Annotated in this window: 17 protein-coding genes; 10 read left to right on the forward strand and 7 right to left on the reverse strand. The window is 57.3% G+C overall.

The features are described from left to right. Positions 1-181 precede the first annotated feature (181 nt). The 3 genes from MUN82_RS05310 to MUN82_RS05320 form a co-directional block, all read right to left on the reverse strand. Positions 182-1,405 (reverse strand): glycosyltransferase family 4 protein, encoded by a 1,224-nt coding sequence (locus tag MUN82_RS05310; protein WP_245095534.1) that lies wholly within the window; start codon positions 1,403-1,405, stop codon positions 182-184. 160 nt (positions 1,406-1,565) lie between these two features. Then, positions 1,566-3,605, reverse strand: a complete 2,040-nt coding sequence (dnaG, locus tag MUN82_RS05315; RefSeq protein ID WP_245095536.1) for a DNA primase — start codon at positions 3,603-3,605, stop codon at positions 1,566-1,568. Positions 3,606-3,706: 101 nt separating this feature from the next. After that, positions 3,707-4,366: a head GIN domain-containing protein gene (locus MUN82_RS05320; protein WP_245095538.1), complete on the reverse strand. Its 660-nt coding sequence runs from the start codon at positions 4,364-4,366 to the stop codon at positions 3,707-3,709. Positions 4,367-4,516: 150 nt separating this feature from the next. Here MUN82_RS05320 and MUN82_RS05325 point away from each other — a divergent pair, with 150 nt between their 5' ends. From MUN82_RS05325 to MUN82_RS05335, 3 genes are all read left to right on the forward strand, one after another. Further along, a complete protein-coding gene (locus MUN82_RS05325; RefSeq protein ID WP_245095539.1) occupies positions 4,517-5,617 on the forward strand; it encodes an Mrp/NBP35 family ATP-binding protein in 1,101 nt (366 codons plus the stop codon). A 54-nt stretch (positions 5,618-5,671) separates the two neighbouring features. Beyond that, positions 5,672-6,007, forward strand: a complete 336-nt coding sequence (locus tag MUN82_RS05330) for a NifU family protein (protein ID WP_245095541.1) — start codon at positions 5,672-5,674, stop codon at positions 6,005-6,007. 243 nt (positions 6,008-6,250) lie between these two features. Beyond that, a complete protein-coding gene (locus MUN82_RS05335) occupies positions 6,251-7,192 on the forward strand; it encodes an ADP-ribosylglycohydrolase family protein (RefSeq protein ID WP_245095543.1) in 942 nt (313 codons plus the stop codon). Here the strand turns inward: MUN82_RS05335 and MUN82_RS05340 are convergent. Further along, complete coding sequence (locus MUN82_RS05340) at positions 7,189-7,839, reverse strand: hypothetical protein (RefSeq protein WP_245095544.1); 651 nt, start codon at positions 7,837-7,839, stop codon at positions 7,189-7,191. The genes MUN82_RS05335 and MUN82_RS05340 overlap by 4 nt on opposite strands. On the opposite strand from MUN82_RS05340, the gene MUN82_RS05345 reads away from it, so the two are divergent. Continuing rightward, positions 7,838-8,230, forward strand: a complete 393-nt coding sequence (locus tag MUN82_RS05345; RefSeq protein ID WP_245095545.1) for a hypothetical protein — start codon at positions 7,838-7,840, stop codon at positions 8,228-8,230. The genes MUN82_RS05340 and MUN82_RS05345 overlap by 2 nt on opposite strands. Positions 8,231-8,387: 157 nt before the next feature. On the opposite strand, the gene MUN82_RS05350 is transcribed toward MUN82_RS05345, so the two are convergent. Beyond that, entirely contained in the window at positions 8,388-8,744 is a 357-nt protein-coding gene (locus MUN82_RS05350; protein ID WP_245095547.1) for a four-helix bundle copper-binding protein, read from the reverse strand. 178 nt (positions 8,745-8,922) lie between these two features. Between MUN82_RS05350 and recQ the strand changes: the two genes are divergently transcribed. From recQ to MUN82_RS05365, 3 genes are all read left to right on the forward strand, one after another. Continuing rightward, positions 8,923-11,154 carry a DNA helicase RecQ gene (gene recQ / locus MUN82_RS05355; protein WP_245095549.1) on the forward strand — a complete coding sequence of 744 codons (2,232 nt, stop codon included), beginning with the start codon at positions 8,923-8,925 and terminating at the stop codon, positions 11,152-11,154. A gap of 108 nt (positions 11,155-11,262) precedes the next feature. After that, positions 11,263-11,958 (forward strand): DUF2306 domain-containing protein, encoded by a 696-nt coding sequence (locus tag MUN82_RS05360; RefSeq protein WP_245095551.1) that lies wholly within the window; start codon positions 11,263-11,265, stop codon positions 11,956-11,958. 48 nt (positions 11,959-12,006) lie between these two features. Continuing rightward, entirely contained in the window at positions 12,007-12,876 is an 870-nt protein-coding gene (locus MUN82_RS05365) for a hypothetical protein (protein WP_245095553.1), read from the forward strand. A 5-nt stretch (positions 12,877-12,881) separates the two neighbouring features. On the opposite strand, the gene MUN82_RS05370 is transcribed toward MUN82_RS05365, so the two are convergent. Then, complete coding sequence (locus MUN82_RS05370) at positions 12,882-13,589, reverse strand: precorrin-2 dehydrogenase/sirohydrochlorin ferrochelatase family protein (RefSeq protein ID WP_245095554.1); 708 nt, start codon at positions 13,587-13,589, stop codon at positions 12,882-12,884. 298 nt (positions 13,590-13,887) lie between these two features. Between MUN82_RS05370 and MUN82_RS05375 the strand changes: the two genes are divergently transcribed. The 3 genes from MUN82_RS05375 (at position 13,888) to MUN82_RS05385 (ending at position 16,585) form a co-directional block, all read left to right on the forward strand. Beyond that, positions 13,888-14,694, forward strand: coding sequence for a LexA family transcriptional regulator (locus MUN82_RS05375; RefSeq protein ID WP_245095556.1), 807 nt, complete (start codon positions 13,888-13,890; stop codon positions 14,692-14,694). 177 nt (positions 14,695-14,871) lie between these two features. After that, entirely contained in the window at positions 14,872-15,591 is a 720-nt protein-coding gene (locus MUN82_RS05380; protein WP_245095558.1) for a pirin family protein, read from the forward strand. A 364-nt stretch (positions 15,592-15,955) separates the two neighbouring features. After that, entirely contained in the window at positions 15,956-16,585 is a 630-nt protein-coding gene (locus tag MUN82_RS05385) for a GAF domain-containing protein (protein ID WP_245095559.1), read from the forward strand. 226 nt (positions 16,586-16,811) lie between these two features. Here MUN82_RS05385 and MUN82_RS05390 read toward each other — a convergent pair whose 3' ends face one another. Continuing rightward, positions 16,812-18,668: a M2 family metallopeptidase gene (locus MUN82_RS05390; protein ID WP_245095561.1), complete on the reverse strand. Its 1,857-nt coding sequence runs from the start codon at positions 18,666-18,668 to the stop codon at positions 16,812-16,814. Positions 18,669-18,716 lie beyond the last annotated feature (48 nt).

The raw sequence follows: 18,716 nt of genomic DNA on the forward strand, positions 1-18,716 counted from the left end.
CAGAATGGTCTTATCTGTGCGTAGGATTCTGCTGGTACATCTTCGTCCGTGAGAGCCAGTAAACAAATTGTATGGCGTTGCGCCAGTTCTCTTAATTGGTAAAAAGCACGTAGCTTATCGCCTTTGTCGAGCGGATAGGGAAAACGAGACAGCAGGACCAGCAGCTTCATACGCCGCAAACTTACGCGCTTTCGCGCAGGCGGCCTAGGCAGCTATATAATTGCAGAAAACGCTCAATCACGCGGCGGTTGTCGTAGAGGCGGGCAATGGTGCGCCGGGCCTCCTGGCGAATCTGCTGGTAGGGGAGCGTGCCCTCGTAGTAGGCCCGCAGCCTAGCTACCCACACCTGGGGCTCGTCGCAGAGCAGAATATCGTGTCCTTCTTGTACGGCAATGCCTTCAGAGCCCAGGCCGGTACTCAGAATGCACTTACCCAGCGCCATACCTTCAATAATCTTGATGCGCATCCCCCCACCCGAAAGTAGCGGTACCAGCATCAGCTCATACTGCTGCATGAACTGCGCGGCCGACTCCACAAAGCCGTGCACATAGATATTATCGCGGCCGTGGTGCTGCTGAATGGCAGGGGGGGTAGACTTACCAGCCAGGTGCAGCTCCAGCTTGGGTAGCTGCTCGTGCACCTGGGGCCAGATGTTGGTCAGAAACCACTCCACCCCCTCGCGGTTGGGTAGCCAGTCGAGCGAACCGATGATGAACGCCGTGCGTGGTCTTGGGGAGAGAGTCGGATCGAGAGGTAGGCGGTCGGCATCTACACCGGCCGGAACAAACACCACCGGCTCGGGGCATCCCAATGCCAGTAGGCGCCGCCGGTCAGGCTCTGTAATAGCAGCTACGGCATCAAAGCGGGGAAGGTACTGCCGCTCAAACTGCTCTAGGCGCCGGGCCAGATGGCGCAAGTACCAGGCTTTGGCAACATTATACTCCCGGCTGGCCAGCATCTGCCAGATGGTGTGCTCCACGTTGTGCGCCCGCAGCACTACTGGCACATGGGGTGCTACCCGCCGGATAGTATCAATGTACCAGGCTACAAAGGTGCCTTCTACCTGCACCACGTCGATGGTTTCGGTTTGCAGAATCTGCGTGAGCTGCTCGGCCAGCGCCGTACTCACGAACCGCTCCACGTTGTACGGAATGCTGCCCAGTAGCAAGTTACGCAGGGCACGAACAGGCCGTAGGCGTGTATCAACGGGTACCGTTACCAAGCGCACGTTGGGGCCAAGGTGGTCGAGCGCGGTGTCGGGCTGAAAATGTTTGGGGGTGTTTACGGCCAGCACGGTTACCTTATGCCCCGCGCGCGCCAAGCCAGCCGCCACATCGTACATGGCGATGGCACCGCCATCGTGGGGTGGGAACGGGACGCGCGGACAAAGTTGCAGAACGTGCAAGGCTGGAAAGGTAGGTGGGATGGGCACACAAAGCTACGAAGAAGCCGAAGGCATTCTTGGCCCGAACTCGATCAAATTGTGACATGTGCACAAGGCACTGGCGTAGCACTTCTTACGGTTGAGTGCTACCCAGAAAACCGGCTGTACCAAAGGGTAGGCGCTACGCCCGGCGCGGAATAACCGTGCCCAAATGGCTGGCTAGCTCATTATCAAGCCGTTTGTAGAGCATCAGGGCTTCCAGAATCTTATCGACGGCGGCCGGATCGGTGGCGTCGCGCAGCTCTTGTTGCAACTGATCCAACTCGCGCTGCACGGTTTCTTTTTTCAGGCGGAGCAGGGCGTTGTCGCAGGCAATTTGCAGTTGGTCCAGCTCGCGGGGTACGTAGATCTGGTGGGTGCTCCAGTTGGGGCTCAGCTCATACTTTTCGGTTGCTAGGTCGCTTACCAGGGCCCGAATGTCGCCGCGGCTGTGCTGGATGAAATGGCGCACATCGGGCCAACGGCCCTCATTCATCTCCTCCTGACACAAGTGCAACAGGTCGGCGTAGATAGGTGTGCGTAGGGGCGTTTCCTCTAGTTGCGCTAGCAGGTAGTGCGCTACCGTCACCTCTGGTTGCAGCAGTTGGGGCGCGTAGAGCAGCAGTAGGCGCACAATTTCCCGCTCGCATACGGCCAGCACGTCTTCTATGGGCTCTACTTCTTGTTTGGTTGCAGCCTCGCCCAGTTCCTCTGGGGTAGCGCCGTACATCAGCATCTCGGCGGCCTCCTCATCAGAGAGGGGGCGGGCCGGGACAGCCAGTTGCTGCCGGGTAGGAGTAGGGAGTGCCGGTGAGGCCGGGGCCGGGCTGGTGCCCCCGGCAGCTTTGCCCGAAGCCGTACGCACCAGTTTGTTGTACTCCGTAATCAGCACCTGCTCATCAATGCTGAACGCGGCGCTGGTCTGCTGCAAAAACACCTGCCGCTTGATGGGGTCGGGCACTTTAGCAATGCTCTGGAGCACGTCGCGGATAGCCTCGGCCTTCTTTACCGGATCTTGGGCGGCCTCGCGGGCTACTAGCTTGGTTTTGAAGCTGATAAAATCCTGACTCTGGCTGTTGAGATACTCCTGAAAGCGCTGGTCGCCTACCTTGCGGATGTAGCTATCGGGGTCGTCGCCGTCCGGAAACAGCACCACGCGCACGTTCAGGCCACCTTCCAGTAGCATGTCTACCCCGCGCAACGACGCCTTGATACCAGCTGCGTCGCCGTCGTAGAGCACCGTCACGTTGTCGGAGTAGCGCTTGATCAGGCGAATCTGCCCATCGGTGAGCGAGGTGCCCGACGAGGCCACCACGTTCTTGATGCCGCCCTGGTGCAGGCTCAGCACGTCGAGGTAGCCTTCCACCAAGTAGCACACCTCCTCTGCCCGAATGGCCTGCCGCGCCTGGTACAAGCCGTAGAGGATGTCGGACTTGTGGTAAATCTCCGACTCCGGCGAGTTCAAGTACTTAGCCGTCTTGTCGTTGGGCTTGAGCGTGCGCGCTCCAAAGCCCACTACCCGCCCCGAAATGTTGTGAATGGGGAACATCACACGTCCCCGGAATCGGTCGTAGCGGCGGCCAGTGTCCTGGCCCGCATCGTCGGTGCGCGTCACCACGAGGCCAGTTTTTTCTAGGTACTTGCGGTCGTAGCCAACCTGCTCGGCAGTTTTCAACAGGTCGTCCCACTGATCGAGGGAGTAGCCTAGCTCGAAGGTGGTAATAGTAGTTTGGTTGAGGCCGCGCTGGCGCAAGTAGCTCAGCCCAATGCCCTGGCCCTCATCCGATTTCAGCAGCAGCTTGTGGTAGTGGTCTTTCGCCCAGCTGGAAATGATGTACTGCGAGTCCTTTTCGTTCTGGGCTAGCTGCTGCTCGGGCGTCTTTTCTTCTTCCTGAACGTCAATCCCGTACTTTTTGGCCAGGTACTTCAGGGCCTCCACATAGCTGGTGCCCTCAATATCCATGATGAACTGGACCACCCCGCCCGCCTTGCCGCACCCAAAGCACTTGTACAAGCCCTTGGCCGGCGCCACCGAGAAGCTCGGTGACTTCTCGTGGTGAAACGGGCAGCACGCCCACAGATTCTGACCTTTCTTCTTTAAGGGTACAAAATCTCCCACCACCTCCACAATGTCGGCGTGGTGGATGATCTGATCGACGGTTTCTTTAGGAATGCGGGCCATAGGGAGCAAAGATAACACGGCTTCGCGGCGGCTCATGCTGAGCTACCCCAAAGCCGTGTAGACGAACGTACTACCAAGTGTTCCGGGCGCTGCCCGGCAACCTACTTCCGGTTGTGAATATCGCTGCTACCCGATGCTCGCGACTCTAGCCGCACCGCCGACACGTAGGCGTCGCTGCTGCCGCTGGCTTGCACGGTGGCCTGCTGGCTCACCAGCTTGGCGGCGTGGTAGTCGCTGCTGCCGCTGACCTGCACTTGCTGGCGCTCTACCTGGCCGGTGAGGTACACGTCGCTGGCACCGCTGGCCTGCACGTTCAGGCTTTTGGCATTGAGCTGTAGGGTCACGTCGCTGGCGCCGCTGGCCTGAATCGCGAAAGCATCGGCCGTGAAGGGCGTTTGACCTTTCACATCGGTAGCACCGCTCAGCTTCAGGGCCGTCAGGTTGGGGCAAGTTACGTAGACTTTCACCCCGTTCTTGTCGTTTTTCAGCAAGTTGCGTAGTGCAGCCGTCATACCCTCATTGTCGCGGTAGATGCGCAGCACACCGTCGCGCACTTCGGTTTTGGTAGTGGCTTGTACCTCGTCAAGCGCCTCCACTACCACGCTTGTTTGGGGTCCTTGGGTGAGGTAGACAGTGGTAGCCCCGCTGGCTTCCAGTTGGCTGAATGCACTGAGCGGGCGGTCTTGTTTGCTTTGTGCGGCGGCAGAGCCAGCGAACAAACTCAGGACCAGCATCCAGGGAGTGAATACGAAGAGTTTCATGGCGAAGAAGCGTTTAGGTTGGCGTTTGAAAAGGTAGATGCGTGGTGGCCGTTGCCCGTTGCCTGAGTGCAGCAAAAATGTTGGGTAGGACCGCTGGCAACTTCCGCCCAGGTTTCCGGGTTATCTTTGCACTCGGAAACACTCCTACCTATGGCTATTACTACCGAAGACGTCCTGAAAGCCCTCAGCTACGTCGAAGAACCGGATTTGGGCAAAGACCTCGTGACCCTCAACATGGTGGAGGACGTGCAGGTGGACGGCAAAAACGTGTCGTTTACTGTGGTGCTTACTACCCCTGCTTGTCCGCTTAAAGAGTTGATTCACAACGCCTGCGTGCGCGCCGTGCATACCATGGTGGACAAAGACGCGGAGGTGAAAATCAACATGACCTCGCGCGTGACCACCATGCGCCAGAACCGCGACATCCTGCCCGGCGTCAAGAACATCATCGCCATTGCCTCGGGCAAAGGCGGGGTAGGCAAGAGCACCGTGACGGCCAACCTGGCCCTGGCCCTGGCCCGCACCGGCGCCCGGGTAGGCTTGGTCGATGCTGATATTTCGGGGCCGAGCATGCCCTTAATGTTTGGGGTAGAAGATGCCCGCCCACACGTGTACCAAAACGCGGAGGGCCGCAACCTGATTCAGCCTATTGAGCGCTACGGCGTGAAGTTGATGAGCATTGGCTTCCTGGCCCCGGCCGAGTCGGCTATTGTGTGGCGCGGGCCAATGGCCTCGTCGGCACTCAAGCAGTTCATCACGGAGGTGGAATGGGGCGAGCTGGACTACCTACTGCTCGACATGCCTCCCGGCACCTCCGACATTCACCTGACCATGGTGCAAACCGTGCCTGTTACAGGTTCGCTCATCGTGACCACGCCGCAAAAAGTGGCGCTGGCCGATGCGGAAAAAGGCTTGCAGATGTTCCGCCTACCCCAAATCAACGTGCCGGTGCTGGGGGTGGTAGAAAACATGGCGTGGTTTACACCTGCCGAACTGCCCGATAATAAGTACTTCATTTTCGGTGAAGGCGGCGGTGCAGCCCTAGCTGACAAGCACGGCGTAGCTCTGTTAGGACAGATTCCGCTGGTGCAGAGCATCCGCGAAAACGGCGACCAGGGTACGCCCGCCATTTTGCAGGAGGGCACGGCCGTGGCTGCTACCTTCGAGCAGCTGGCCGAGGAGCTGGCCCGGCAGGTAAGCATCCGCAACGCCGTGGCACCGCGCACCAACGTGGTGCAGATGAACTCCTAGTCCCGTTCCGAATATTTTTTCGAACTTCGCGGACCGCCCACTTGTATAGCTAGTATGACGCATACCCCCACTATTGCCGACCATCCGCTGCTGCCGCGCATCGAGCAGGCCCTGGACGGCATCCGCCCCTACTTGGCCGCCGACGGAGGCAACGTACGCGTGCTCGACATCACCGACGACATGGTGTTGCAACTGGAGCTGCTGGGCGCCTGCGGCACCTGCCCTATGTCGCCGATGACGCTGAAAGCCGGTGTGGAAGAATCGGTGAAGAAAGCAGTGCCCGAAATTCGGGCCGTGCAGGCTATCAACTCTACGCCTATGGCCGAGCAGCCAGCCGGGCAAACTGGCCACCCACTACCGCCCACGCCGGTGCCTACCCCAGAGTTTTAGACTTTCGTTATTGTCTTGGATACAACAGCGCCAGCTTTCTGATAGAAAGCTGGCGCTGTTTGTTTGTAGAATTGCACCTGCATTTCTCTCTCATCTGTCATCCTGAGCTTGTGAAGGATCTTCTCACGCTGAAGCGAGTCGTTGTTACGCCTGCCGTTCTTCCGTGAAAAGGTCCTTCGCTGCGCTCAAGATGACAGACGAAAAAGGATAACTAAACGATTTACAATAAGCACTATGGAAACTATGTCTACCCTTGAATCTCAACTAAGAGCCGCTTTACTAGGCTTGGCCGTGGGCGATGCACTGGGTGTACCGGTGGAGTTTGAAAGCCGTGCCCGCCGCAAACTCGACCCTGTTGTAAATATGCGCGCTTACGGCACGCACCAGCAGCCCGCCGGCACTTGGTCCGACGATGCCTCGCTGACGCTTTGCCTGGCCGAGGCCATTGCCGATGGCTTCACGCTGCAGAAAGTCGCGCAAAACAGTGTCCGCTGGTACTCCGAAAACTTCTGGACACCGCACGGTCGCGTCTTTGACATTGGTATTACTACGCGGGAGGCACTGCAACGAATAAAAGCTGATAAAACCCTGCTTTTCGCGGGCGGCACTGATGAGTATAGCAATGGCAATGGGGCGCTGATGCGCATACTACCCTTGGCATTTTTGCGACCAGACGTGCCATTGATAGAACGTTTCCAGCAAATTCAGGAGGTGTCGGCTATTACACACGGGCACGTACGCTCGGCTGTAGCGTGCTTGCTATACCTGGAAATAGCAGCGCATCTCCGCGCTGGCCTGACGCCTGCAGTGGCCTACCAGCGTCTGTGTCGGGAGGCGCCTGCACAGCTTCAGGTATTGCGTATTCCAACGCAGGAAGTGCAGCACTTTCAAACCGTACTAAGCGGCCGCCTACCCGATTTGCCAGAGCAGACCATTACCAGTGGCGGCTACGTGCTGCACACGTTGGAAGCAGCACTATGGTGCCTGCTGCGCCACGAAACCTACGCCGAAACCGTGCTGGCCGCCGTCAACCTCGGCGACGATACCGACACGACCGGCGCGGTAGCAGGCGGCTTGGCCGGGCTGTATTACGGCGAAGCGGCTATTCCGGCTGAGTGGCTCCAGGCGCTGACCCGCCGCACAGACATCGAAGACTTGTGCCACCGGATGGTCCAGGCTATTTAGCACTGAAGCTGGTATTCGTGGCGCAGTAAAAACGTGGTATCCTTGGCGAAGCGTACTTCTTTGCGTACCGAATAGCGCTGGGCAGTCAGAAGTACCGTGCGGCGGATGGTAGCCGGGCGGTTATCGTCCTGCCCTTCGCCGACGAGTACAAGCTGCAACGTATGGTCCGGCAGCAACTGCTTGTGGTGCAGGTGCATCAACAGGCCGTCCCACTCTATACGGGTGCCATCAGCGAGTACGCGCAAGTGGTCCGTGCCGGCAACTGTTCGGCCATCTGGCTCGCGGTAGGTATAGCGGAGCAGCAGCTCTTGCGGGGCGGTTTGCGTGGCATCTAGCTGCGTGGCTAGTGCTACAAGCTGCTGGTTACGATAGTCGCGATAAGTAAGGGTGCCGTGCCAATCGGCATGGAGCAAGGGTTGCCAGTCGGTGAGGGTGATGGTTGGCAGCGGGTAGGCGGGCTGGGCCGCGGCAGGTTGTAGCAGAAACAACGTAAGTGCTGAAGCGGCCACCACAACCGCGTGCCGCGGGTGACTGCCTGCGGCGGTACGTGCCGAGCGGCGGGTCAGCCAATAATCGAACGAGTAGCGGCCGCCGCCGATTATTGCTACCAACACAAACGTCCAGAACAGCAGCTGTTGGTAATACATGCCCACAATAAACTCGGGTGATTCGTACCAGAGAAAGGCGATGATGAGAGTGCAAAAACAGCAGCAGGTACCACCCCAGGTACAGCAGCGCCGGCGCAAAATACCACCCATCGGCACGATGAAAACGGAAACTGTGATTGGTGAGACTGCGAAAGTAGAAGTACAGCGCCGGGCCCACGGTCAGCCAGTTGCTGAACGGAAAATAGAACATGAAAGTGCTGAACGCATCATGCGTATCGTACCAGCCCGCAAACCCCAGCATCCACTGCGCCACGCGCGCCGTGTTCAGCAGCAGGAGTACGGCCAACCAGCCATCGGCCGGCGTGCCGTGCTGCCGGCCCCGCGTAAGCAGCACCACGCTTACTACCAGCCCTTGCACGAAGAAGGGTAGGAGCAGCGCGCTATACACATTGAAAATGAAAGGCATAGCTCAAAGGAAGGCGCCAAATAGCGTCTGTGCAAGCAATGCCAGTGGCAAAAACAAAAACGGTTATGCCGAGTACTACTCAGCATAACCGTTCCAATATATGATGCAAAAAATCAGGGTGCTACGCGGCGGCGTACTGCTTGCAGGCATCCACGCAGGCCTGGCAGGCTTGGGCGCAGTGCTGGCAATGGTCGTGCTGGTGCTGGCCGCACTCGGCGGCACACTTCTGGCAAATTTCGATGCACTCTTTGATGACGTGCTGGGCGTGGTCAGAATTGCGAGCGATGAAGGCGGCCGTGAGACGGCAGATATCAGCGCAGTCACGGTCCAGCTCAATGCAGGGCACCATCATCTGGATATTGTCTTCGTGCAGGCAGGCGTCGGCGCACATTTCGCAGGCAACAATGCAGCGGCTGAGGGCGTCAAGCACAGCTTGATTTTTTTGTAGAGTAGCAACGGAGGCGGGGTTGTGGCCCATAGGAGGGGAGCGTTAGGGTGGATGAAAAGGCGCAGAACCAATAGCCCTGCGCCTTTGAAGTATACGCAGGGTAGGAACGGGCCGCCAGTGTAGAATTGTGCGAGATGTGTGCACGATTTCCGCGCCTGTCCGGTTTATAAAAGCTGCACTTCCCGCTAAATCGCCGTATTTTTACCCAATGCTATTCACTCCTGAACCGCTCGCCCCTACCCTCGATTCAGCCCGTCGTGTGCTGAAGCAATATTACGGCTACGACCAGTTTCGGCCCATGCAGGGCGATATTATTGAGTCGATCCTGGGTAGGCAGGATACGGTGGTGCTGATGCCCACAGGGGGCGGCAAATCGGTGTGTTTTCAGGTGCCGGCCGTGGTGCAGGAAGGCGTGTGCGTAGTAGTGTCGCCGCTGATTGCCCTGATGAAAGACCAAGTAGAAGCCCTGAAAGCCAACGGCATTCCCGCGGCCTACATCAACAGCAGCGTGGGCCTGAGCGAGCAGCAGAGCATCACCTCCGACTGCTACAACGGCTACCTCAAGCTGCTCTACGTGTCGCCCGAAAAGCTTTTGTCGGAGGGCTTTCTAACGTTTTTGCAGCGCCTCAAGCTGAGCATGTTTGCCATCGATGAGGCACACTGTATCTCATCCTGGGGGCACGATTTTCGGCCTGAGTATACGCAGTTGCGCGTGCTGCGCGAGCAGTTTCCGCAGGTGCCCATCATTGCCCTCACGGCCACCGCTGACCGCCTCACCCAGCGCGATATTCAGCAGCAACTGCGCCTGAATCAGCCCCAGGTGTTCCTATCAAGCTTCGACAGACCCAACATCAACCTCATCGTGCGCCCCGGCCAGAATAGGGTAGGGGGCGTGCTGGAGTTCATTGAGCGCCACCCTGGCGAGGCGGGCATCATCTACTGTCTCTCGCGCAAGCAGTGCGAAACCGTTGCCGGTAAGCTCAAGGAGAAGGGCATTCGGGCCAACCACTACCACGCCGGCCTCACGCCCAACCAGCGCGCCAAGGTGCAGGAAGATTTCTTGCGTGACGACTTGCAGGTGATTGTGGCTACCATTGCCTTCGGTATGGGTATCGACAAGAGCAACGTGCGCTGGGTGATTCACTACAACTTGCCCAAAAATATCGAGGGCTACTACCAGGAAATCGGCCGCGCCGGCCGCGACGGGGCACCGGCTACCGCGGTGCTGTTCTACAGCTTCGGCGATGTGATGAGCCTGCGCGACATGCTCTCCAAGGACGACCCCAAGCTCACCCAACTCAACCTCACCAAGCTGGAGCGCATGCAGCAGTTTGCCGAAGCGGCCTCCTGCCGCCGCAAAATCCTGCTCAACTACTTCAGCGAAACCCTACCCCAGGACTGCGGCAACTGCGACATCTGCCGCAACCCACCCACTACCTTCGATGGTACGTTGCTGGCCCAAAAGGCCTTGTCGGCGGCCGTGCGCGGGCGGGAGCGGATGAGTATTGGCCTGCTCATCGACGTATTGCGTGGCATGCGCAACCAGGCCGTGCTCAGTGGCGGCTACGACCAGATCAAAACCTACGGCGCCGGCGCCGACCTGCCCTACCTCGACTGGTACAGCTACATTCACCAGATGCTGAACGATGGCCTGATGTACATTGCCTATGAGGAAGGCTACGCCCTGAAAGTTACTGATTTGGGCCGTGAGGTGCTGCAGGGCCAGCGCCAGGTGCCGATGAAGCAGTTCAAGCCTGCCGAGAAGGCACCGAAGGGCAAGAAGGCCCCGCGTGAGGCCACGCCCGTATCGGCTACGCCCGAAGCGCGGCTGTTTGAGGTCCTGCGCGCCCTGCGCAAGCAGTTGGCCGACGAGCAGAACGTGCCGCCCTATGTTATCTTCACCGATACCACGCTTCAGGAAATGGCCGTAGAGAAGCCCGTGACGCGCACGGCCATGCTGGCCATTTCGGGGGTAGGCATGAAGAAATTTGAGAACTACGGCGAGGTATTCATCAAGGAAATCCTGGCCCACGGCGGCGTGCCCAGCCCCGATGATGCTGAGGACTCTATTGATTCCGATGATACCGTGGGCGGCCGTCCGCGCCGCCGCGAGGAGAAGGATAAAGAGGGTGTCAACGATACCCAGCAGGCTACCTTCCAGCTGCACCGCATGGGCCTGAGCCCCGAAGCCATTGCCGAGCGCCGCAACATGGCCCTGTCTACCGTCCAGGGGCACCTATTCACGGCGTACACCAAGGGCCTCGACCTGCGCCTGCAAGACTTCTTCACGCCCGACCAGTTCGCCGAAATCCAGCTCGGCGTTGACCAGTTAGGCGGCGCGCCCATGTTGCGTGACCTGTTCGACCACCTGCGCGAGAAGTATGATTATTTCACGCTGCGGCTGGCCTCGGCGTACAATAAGAAGCTGCGCGGGGAGTAGCTGTCATTCCGAGCATCAGAGACGAAGAATCCGCCCAGTGTGGACACGGATGTCTGCACGATAGTTGTTTGGCAATCATGCGCAAAGCAGCGCTTCGCCTTATTGCCTATGCCGCTAACCGTTTCCGCTTCGCGCCTCCTGGGCCGGCTGTTTCTACTCACCGTAGTTGCCTTCAGCCTGCTCATGCTCACGAAGGTGATACCCTACCTCGGATTTGAAAAAGGTATTCTGTTTCTGACTACTAAGTCGGCGGCTACCAACGATAATTCGCTGTTTCGGCTGGGCTTCTACGTGCACATTACCAGTAGCTTGTGGGTGATGGTAGCTGGCTTATTGCAGCTCGTTCCAGCGCTGTATCGGTGGCGACCGGTGCTGCACCGGTGGCTGGGGAAAGTGTATGTCGTATCGATACTAACGTTGGCGGCCCCGTCGGGCCTGGTGCTGGCGGCGTTTGCCAATGGCGGACTGGCGGCTAAAGTTGGCTTCACGATGCAGTGCGTGGTGTGGTGGCTGGCTACATGGAAGGCCTACCGCGCCGCCCGGCAGCGCCGCTGGCTGCTCCACGCCGAGTGGATGCTGCGCGCCTACGCCGTTACCTTGGCCGCCATGAGCCTGCGCCTGGAAAGCTACGCCCTTTACTACTTCGCCGGCACCAAACCCATCGAAACCTACCTTACCGTCACCTGGCTTTCCTGGACCGGCAACTTGCTGCTGGCCGAAGTGTTGGTGCAGAGTGGTTTGGGCCGCTGGTACGTGCGGGGCTTCCAGCCGAGAAAGATGCCTGCGGTGCAAGAGGTGGGGTAAGAAAATTGTATATTTCCGGTGAATAATCGTTCGTTCTTTACTTTTGTTATGAAACAGAATCTGCTTCTATTTTCTGGTGCTCTGTTATTGATTTTAGGAGCGTGTAAGCAGCAGCCTACCGCTACAATAACTGCGGCAGTGCCGGCAGAGGCAGTTGCAACTATTGCCGCGCCGGAACTCGATACAATGCATGTTGCTGCCGCACAATCACGGACACCAGAAATGCGTGAATTTCTGGCAAAACATGATGTGGCGTCGTTACTGCAAAAAGAGGAAGATAGCCATGAAGTAATGAATGGTTTCTACGGTCCTGATCATTATCGGGTAGAGTTTGCTATGCTTAGCGTAGTGCGCGACACAAAGAATCCAGACCTGTTACATGTGCGTGGTAAAGATAGATTTAAAGGTGCTGTTACACCCTTCGAAGGGGAAATATATCTTACCAAATTACAGGCACAGCCACTTCTAACAGCCGAAGAATTGGCCGCGATACATGAGCATGGATTTGATTGGGAAAATGACCCTTCAGCGCAATCAATACTAGGCACATTCACGCTGCGCGAAGACTCGAACCTAAAAGGAGCAGGCGTCATTACAGGTGAAGTCGCCATTGATTTTCGTAAAGACGAAAATGGCCAACTGATACTTTCTGCCCAAGGAACTCATAGCCCGTCGGAGCAGGGTAATGTAAAGTTTGAAGGCATCTGGACTAGCAATACTACTCACAAAAAGCAACCGGTTGTGTGGGTATCGAATATTTTCAGTTACGGCCCTCAAATATTTAAAGAGTTTGTAATTGGCGAGCGTGACCCTGACTTCAACCCCAAATACGCCAAGCTCGGCTGGGACACCTACTGGGAAAACGACGAATGGTGGGCCGAGCCTGGCACTACTATCACCGCCCAAATGAATCCATAATTTCTTTATCTCTTCTTCCACGCCACTGCTACCACTGCTCCCAGCGCCAGCAACGAGCCGGTAGCCACACGCCGCCAGCGCCGTGTAGCCGGCGACTCGTACGCTGGACCGCCAGTTAGCTCAGCTGTTACAGCATTTAGAGACTTCACCTTCGCAGCAAAATCTCCCCGAATTTGCCCACGGATGACGGTCATTTGTTGCAGCACTGTATCCAGCTCCTCGGGTAGGGTTTCTTCCAGCATAGCACGTAGGCGCTTGGCCACCGTGGGCGACTTGCCATTCGTGGAAATAGCAATTTTCAGATCGCCCTTTTGTACTACCGACGATAGGTAGAAGTCGCACTCGGCGGGTGTGTCGGCTACATTGGTGAGCAGGCCGCGAGCCGTGGCAGCGGCTTTGATACGGCGGTGCAGCTCGGGGTCGTCGGTGGCGGCAAAAACGAAGTCATGATGTTCTAGGTCAGTTTCCTGGAAAGGACGCTCGTGGAGCCTGATGCGAGGGTAGGGCGCCGCCAGGGTACGCAGAGCCGGCGAAATCCAGGTGGCTACCACTGTGACGGCCGTGGCCGGGCTGCTGCGCAGAATGGCCGTTAGCTTTTCCAGGCCCACGTTGCCGCCGCCTACCAGTAGCACGCGAAATTGCTCCAGCTTCAGAAATACCGGAAATAGCGGGTTGAAACCAGCAGGAGAAGGAGTAGGCGAGGGCGTTGACATATAGGTAGGTGTGCTTTCAGAACAAAGAATACAGCGAAAATAGGAGTGTAATTCAGGATAGTACGCTCCGGCAATATGATTCCGAAAGCGCTGAAAATGAGCAAATGTTTAGCATAGAAGAAGATACTACTGTAAAAAGCCGGGCACTTACGAGGCATTTTGCAGCCAAGGGCGAGAGAGGTCAAAAAATAATAGCAAAAAATTTAGCTAATTGAATTAGTATTCGCGTAAGCGCGTTCGTACTTTCGTGAGCCGGTGCTTTTTACCGATGCAGCCATTTTCCCGGCTCCCTACTCCGATGATTAACACGAACTTAAAATTCTGGCGGCGCGAACTTGGCCTGACGCAGGCCCAGATGGCCGAAAAACTAGGTATCAAACGCTCCCTGGTGGGTGCTTATGAAGAAGGCCGCGCTGAGCCCAAGCTTCTGACGCTGGTAAATATGGCCCGCCTGTTCGGCATCACGCTGGATGCACTGGTGACAACGGACTTCAGCAAGAAGAAAAATGCCAAGGCGGCCATTCTGCAACTGCAAGCCCAGAAAAGCAACGACCCTACGCCTACCCGCCCCGGCGGCGCGCTGCGGGTATTAGCCCTCACCGTTGATAAGGAGGAAAACGAAAACATCGAGCTGGTGCCCCAAAAGGCCGCTGCTGGTTACCTCAATGGCTACGCCGACCCTGAATACCTCGAAGAGCTGCCTAAGTTCCGCCTACCCATGCTGGGCACGGGCGGCACCTACCGCGCCTTCGAAATTGCCGGCGACTCTATGTTGCCCATTGCCTCGGGTACGGTGATTGTGGGCCGCTACGTAGATGACTGGCTGACGCTGAAAGACGGCACGCCCTGCATCGTGGTGAGCTCCAAGGAAGGCATCGTGTTCAAGCGCGTGTTCAACCGCCTCAAAGACGGCGCTATGCTGGCCCTGCACTCCGACAACCCTGTGTATTCGCCCTATGAAATCGGTGTGGAGGATGTGGTGGAAATCTGGGAAGCCAAAGCCTACATCAGCAGCACCTTCCCCATTGCCGATTTGTCGCTGACCCGACTGGCCAGCATCGTACTGGATTTGCAGCAGCAAGTAAGCACGCTGAAAAAAGCGTAGTGTCTTTGTCTTTCCGAGTTCAGCGAGGAATGACAACTTGAGTTACCAGAAGCCTCGTCAGCAGTAGTGCTGGCGAGGCTTTTTGGCATATGGGTAGGGCACGTTCGCGCGCGGGCTTTCAACTTAGCAAGTCTGCGCTACGTATGTTTGGGCAACTTTTGATCTGATTTTACGCTCATGCTAAAATATATTCCTGCTATCGAACGCCACCACGCCGCACCGGTTGCCTGGCTCAATAGTCACTTCCTGTTCAGCTTCGCCGACTATTACGATCCGAAAAATGTGCATTTCGGGCCGTTGCGCGTCTTTAATGATGATATGGTGCAGCCGCACTCGGGCTTTCCCCAGCACCCGCACTCCGAAATGGAGATTGTGACGCTAGTACTGCAAGGCGAGGTGACCCACGAGGATACGATGGGTAATAAAACTACTATCCGTAAGGGCGAAGTGCAGCGCATGACGGCGGGCACGGGCATTGCCCACTCCGAGATGAACCGCACCGATAAGCCGCTGCACATCTATCAGCTGTGGTTTTTACCGAACCAAAAAGGACTTACCCCCAGCTACGAGCAGAAGGATATCGATTTTCTGAAACATAAAAATGAACTGGTACCGCTCGTAACCGGGCAGCGCGTGCTGGAAGACGTGGTGTACATGAACTCCAACACCACCGTATACTGGGCCAATCTGCGCGAGGAAAAGGAAATCGAGTTCAAGACGTTTCCTATTCGCAACACGTTTGTGTACGTGAAGGAAGGCACCATCTACATCAATGGCTCCGCAATTGGCCCTAACGACCAAGCCCGCCTAACCGATGAGAATGTGCTGCACATCCGCGCCGAGAAAGATGCGCAGTTCATTCTGATTGATTTGCCTGCTACGGAGGCAAATTACTAGGTAGGGGCGCGGTCTATCAAGGCCGCGCTACCTTACCAGTGGCACCTAGCTGTTATTCAGCTAAGGAGTGCTGCTGAGAGGCTTGAAAATGATAGGAGAAGGTGAGTGAATAAGCAGGCGTGCCGGGGGAATAGTGCAATGGGTGAAACAACAAGTCCCGCTAAGAGTGGGTTAGTACTTCCACTGCTTTAATAAACAGGCGTTTCCTAACCTTTTATTGTTGAGGTCGTAGCCAGTTGAGCTTGGTTGTTTCTACCTTTATCAACTTTGCTTCACCTTTTACTACGCGATGCCTCCGCTGTCTACCTCTTTGATTCCTGCTGACGACGCGGCGCGTTTGCGGGTTTTACATCAATATCATATTGTGAATACTACGCCGGAGAAGATCTTCGACGAGTATGTGGCCCTAACGGCGCGCCTGTTCAATCTGCCTATTTCGCTGATTTCGCTGGTGGATGAGGAGCGGGTATGGTTTAAGGCCAGCGTGGGTGCGCCGGTCGGTGTCACCTCCCTGGCCCGCCCCGATAGCATGTGCTCGGCGGCCATTTTGCAGGATACACCCGTGTTCTTTTCCGACTATACTCGCGAAAGCTGCGAGCTGGTGAACCCCGCCACCGCCGAGGCGCTGGGTCTGAACTTCTACGCCGGCACTACTCTATTCACTGCCGAAGGCACCAAAATGGGGGTGCTAGCCGTTATCGGCCGCGAGAAGCGGGTGTTCACGACAGAAGAATCAGCGCTGCTGGTGTCTCTAGCGCAGCTCGTTAGTCAGACCATTGAGTTGCGTGCCCGCTACCTAGCCGCCGAAGACCCCGACGGTTGGGAAAAAGCACAACGTGAGCTGGAAACCTCCCTGGACGACAATTTCGCCCTGGCCCGCTACCTGGCCACCCGCACGCAGGGCATCAACCTGGAAGATGAAGAAGTAGCGCAGTTGCTCAAGCTGCGGCTAGAAAGAATGGGTGAGGTACTGAAAAACAGATTGGAATTCTGACAGTACGGAGTACAGCGTTATAGTGGCGCGGGGCTGTGCCCTGTATTTACCAGTAGCAGGCCGCTGGCCTGCCCGCTAGAACGACATGCCCGAAACACTCGAACGATGCAGACGATGGCAGGCCAGCGGCCTGTGCATAAACGGCACATGGCACAGCTCCGCGCTATCAATCTTACGAACAAAAAAGCCTGCTGTGAAAGCAGGCTTTTTTGTTCGCAGGTATCTTCTACATTGTGTATTTCCTACCCTTGTTCTGCTCTTTCAGGTAGGCCATCAGCGGCTGGAAATACTCCACCATGGCGCGGGCGGAGAGGTCCTCACCGGTTTTTTCCTTCAGTACCAAGCGCCAGTCTTTGCTGGAGCCAGGGCGCATGATATCGGCCAGGAAGGCGCCTACCTCCTTGCTGCCGTAGTAGTTGGTGGTGTGCGGGTCCTGGTGCAGAATCTGCTTGGCAATGTGGTCGTGCAGCTGAAATAGGATGACGTACGACAGGGCATAGTCGTAATACTGCGCGGGGTCGTCGTTGATGTGGGTTTTGGTGGCAGGGTCGAGGTAGTTCTCGCCGCGGGAGGTAGGCGGCTCAATGCCCTGGTACTGTTTGCTGAGCGCCCACCACTTGGCGTTGAGCTGGTCGGCGGGCAGGTTATCAGCGTAGAAGCTGTTTTCCCACTCGCTCATCACGCCCGAGGCAAACGGAATAAACACCACCGAGCCCAGGGCTTCTTTCAAGAGCGCCTGCATGTCGTTGGTTTTCACTTTGGGGTCAATTAGTCCCAAGCCAGCCAGGAAGGGCTTCTGGCGGGCGGCCAGGCCCATCAGGCTGCCCATGGCCTCGTGGTAGGCACGGTTGGCACCCTGGCGCAGTAGCGGTGGCACCTCGGGGTTGGTGTAGGTGAGGTAGTAGTAGATGTGGCCCAGCTCGTGGTGGGTGGTTTCGTACCACTCGGTGTTGGCTTCCACGCTCATTAGGCTACGCACGTCCTGCTCCAGGTTCATGTGCCAGGCCGAGGCGTGGTTGTTCTTCTTATAGTTGGCGCCTTTGGGTAGAGGGTAGAGGCTCGATTTCTCCCAGAACACCGGTGGTAGGGCCTGAAAGCCTAGGCTCTGGTAGAAGCGCTCGGCCTGTTGCACCTGCCACTCGGCGCCTTTCTTGGCCAACACGGGGTCCAGGTTCAGGCCTTTCACCTCTACCATGCTGCTCCAGTCCTGGCCCCAGCGGTTGGGCAGCCAGGAGGCGGGTAGGTAGTCGGGTACCTGCTTTGCGCCGTATTGCTTGGCTAGCTCGTAGCGGGCGTAGGTGTGCAGCTCGCGGTAGAGCGGGCGCAGTTCTTGGTTGATTTTGTGCACCAACGCCATCGTTTCCTCCCGACTCATGCCGTAGTCGGAGGCTTGGTAGGTGAAGTAGTCGGGGTAGCCGAGGGCCTGCACGGTTTGGTTGCGCAGGTCGCGCAGGCTGAGCAGGCCGGGTTTTAGGGTAGGGCCGATGGCCTTGCTGGCTTCCCAAATCTGCTGGCGCTTCTGCGGGTTCTTCTCCTTGCGCAACAGCTCGTCCAGGTCGTTCGTCGTCACCGACTTGCCCTGGTATTTGTAGTCGAAACCATAAAGCTTCTCAGTCTGCTCGGTTTCGGCCTTAATGCGGCGCTTTACTACCTCGGCGGCGGTTTGGGGCGAGTTGGCGGCGTTGTAGAGGGCCGTTTCCAACTGCTTCACCTGAATAGGCGTGAGGTCCTGCTTGTGCGTCAGCAACTCGCGCAGCCGGTTGATATTTGCGGTGCTGCCCGCAAAAGCAGCCATACGCTCGTTGGCTCGGGCCGTCGCGGCAGCATTGGTGGTATCGCCGGGCACGATGTGGGTGTTCGAGCGCCACTCCGCTTCCGAGGACTGCGTGTAGAGCTTTTGGTACTCGGCGGTGTAGGCCGTCAGGAACTCTTGGGCCTGCTGCTGCCAGCTGACGGGCGCGGCGGTTAGCGGCGCAGGCGTGGCCGATGCAGCCGAATCGGTTGCAACGGCGGGTGTTTTGGCGGTAGGGGCGCAGGCGGTAAGGAGAGCCGCCGTAAGCAGAGGTAGATAGGTTTTCTTCATAAAGTACTGCAAAGAAACGACGAAAAACGCAGTCAAATCTCGCCTCTA

The organism is Hymenobacter aerilatus (assembly GCF_022921095.1).
GTDB classification, from domain to species: domain Bacteria; phylum Bacteroidota; class Bacteroidia; order Cytophagales; family Hymenobacteraceae; genus Hymenobacter; species Hymenobacter aerilatus.

Excerpts from the sequence above, each read along its gene's own strand:
- MUN82_RS05335 (WP_245095543.1), top strand. The coding sequence starts at position 6,251 with ATGTCTACCCTTGAATCTCAACTAAGAGCCGCTTTACTAGGCTTGGCC.
- MUN82_RS05320 (WP_245095538.1), bottom strand. The coding sequence starts at position 4,366 with ATGAAACTCTTCGTATTCACTCCCTGGATGCTGGTCCTGAGTTTGTTC.
- recQ (WP_245095549.1), top strand. The coding sequence starts at position 8,923 with ATGCTATTCACTCCTGAACCGCTCGCCCCTACCCTCGATTCAGCCCGT.
- MUN82_RS05380 (WP_245095558.1), top strand. The coding sequence starts at position 14,872 with ATGCTAAAATATATTCCTGCTATCGAACGCCACCACGCCGCACCGGTT.
- MUN82_RS05330 (WP_245095541.1), top strand. The coding sequence starts at position 5,672 with ATGACGCATACCCCCACTATTGCCGACCATCCGCTGCTGCCGCGCATC.
- MUN82_RS05360 (WP_245095551.1), top strand. The coding sequence starts at position 11,263 with ATGCCGCTAACCGTTTCCGCTTCGCGCCTCCTGGGCCGGCTGTTTCTA.
- MUN82_RS05325 (WP_245095539.1), top strand. The coding sequence starts at position 4,517 with ATGGCTATTACTACCGAAGACGTCCTGAAAGCCCTCAGCTACGTCGAA.
- MUN82_RS05370 (WP_245095554.1), bottom strand. The coding sequence starts at position 13,589 with ATGTCAACGCCCTCGCCTACTCCTTCTCCTGCTGGTTTCAACCCGCTA.
- dnaG (WP_245095536.1), bottom strand. The coding sequence starts at position 3,605 with ATGGCCCGCATTCCTAAAGAAACCGTCGATCAGATCATCCACCACGCC.
- MUN82_RS05345 (WP_245095545.1), top strand. The coding sequence starts at position 7,838 with ATGCCCACAATAAACTCGGGTGATTCGTACCAGAGAAAGGCGATGATG.
- MUN82_RS05375 (WP_245095556.1), top strand. The coding sequence starts at position 13,888 with ATGATTAACACGAACTTAAAATTCTGGCGGCGCGAACTTGGCCTGACG.
- MUN82_RS05365 (WP_245095553.1), top strand. The coding sequence starts at position 12,007 with ATGAAACAGAATCTGCTTCTATTTTCTGGTGCTCTGTTATTGATTTTA.
- MUN82_RS05390 (WP_245095561.1), bottom strand. The coding sequence starts at position 18,668 with ATGAAGAAAACCTATCTACCTCTGCTTACGGCGGCTCTCCTTACCGCC.
- MUN82_RS05340 (WP_245095544.1), bottom strand. The coding sequence starts at position 7,839 with ATGTATTACCAACAGCTGCTGTTCTGGACGTTTGTGTTGGTAGCAATA.
- MUN82_RS05350 (WP_245095547.1), bottom strand. The coding sequence starts at position 8,744 with ATGGGCCACAACCCCGCCTCCGTTGCTACTCTACAAAAAAATCAAGCT.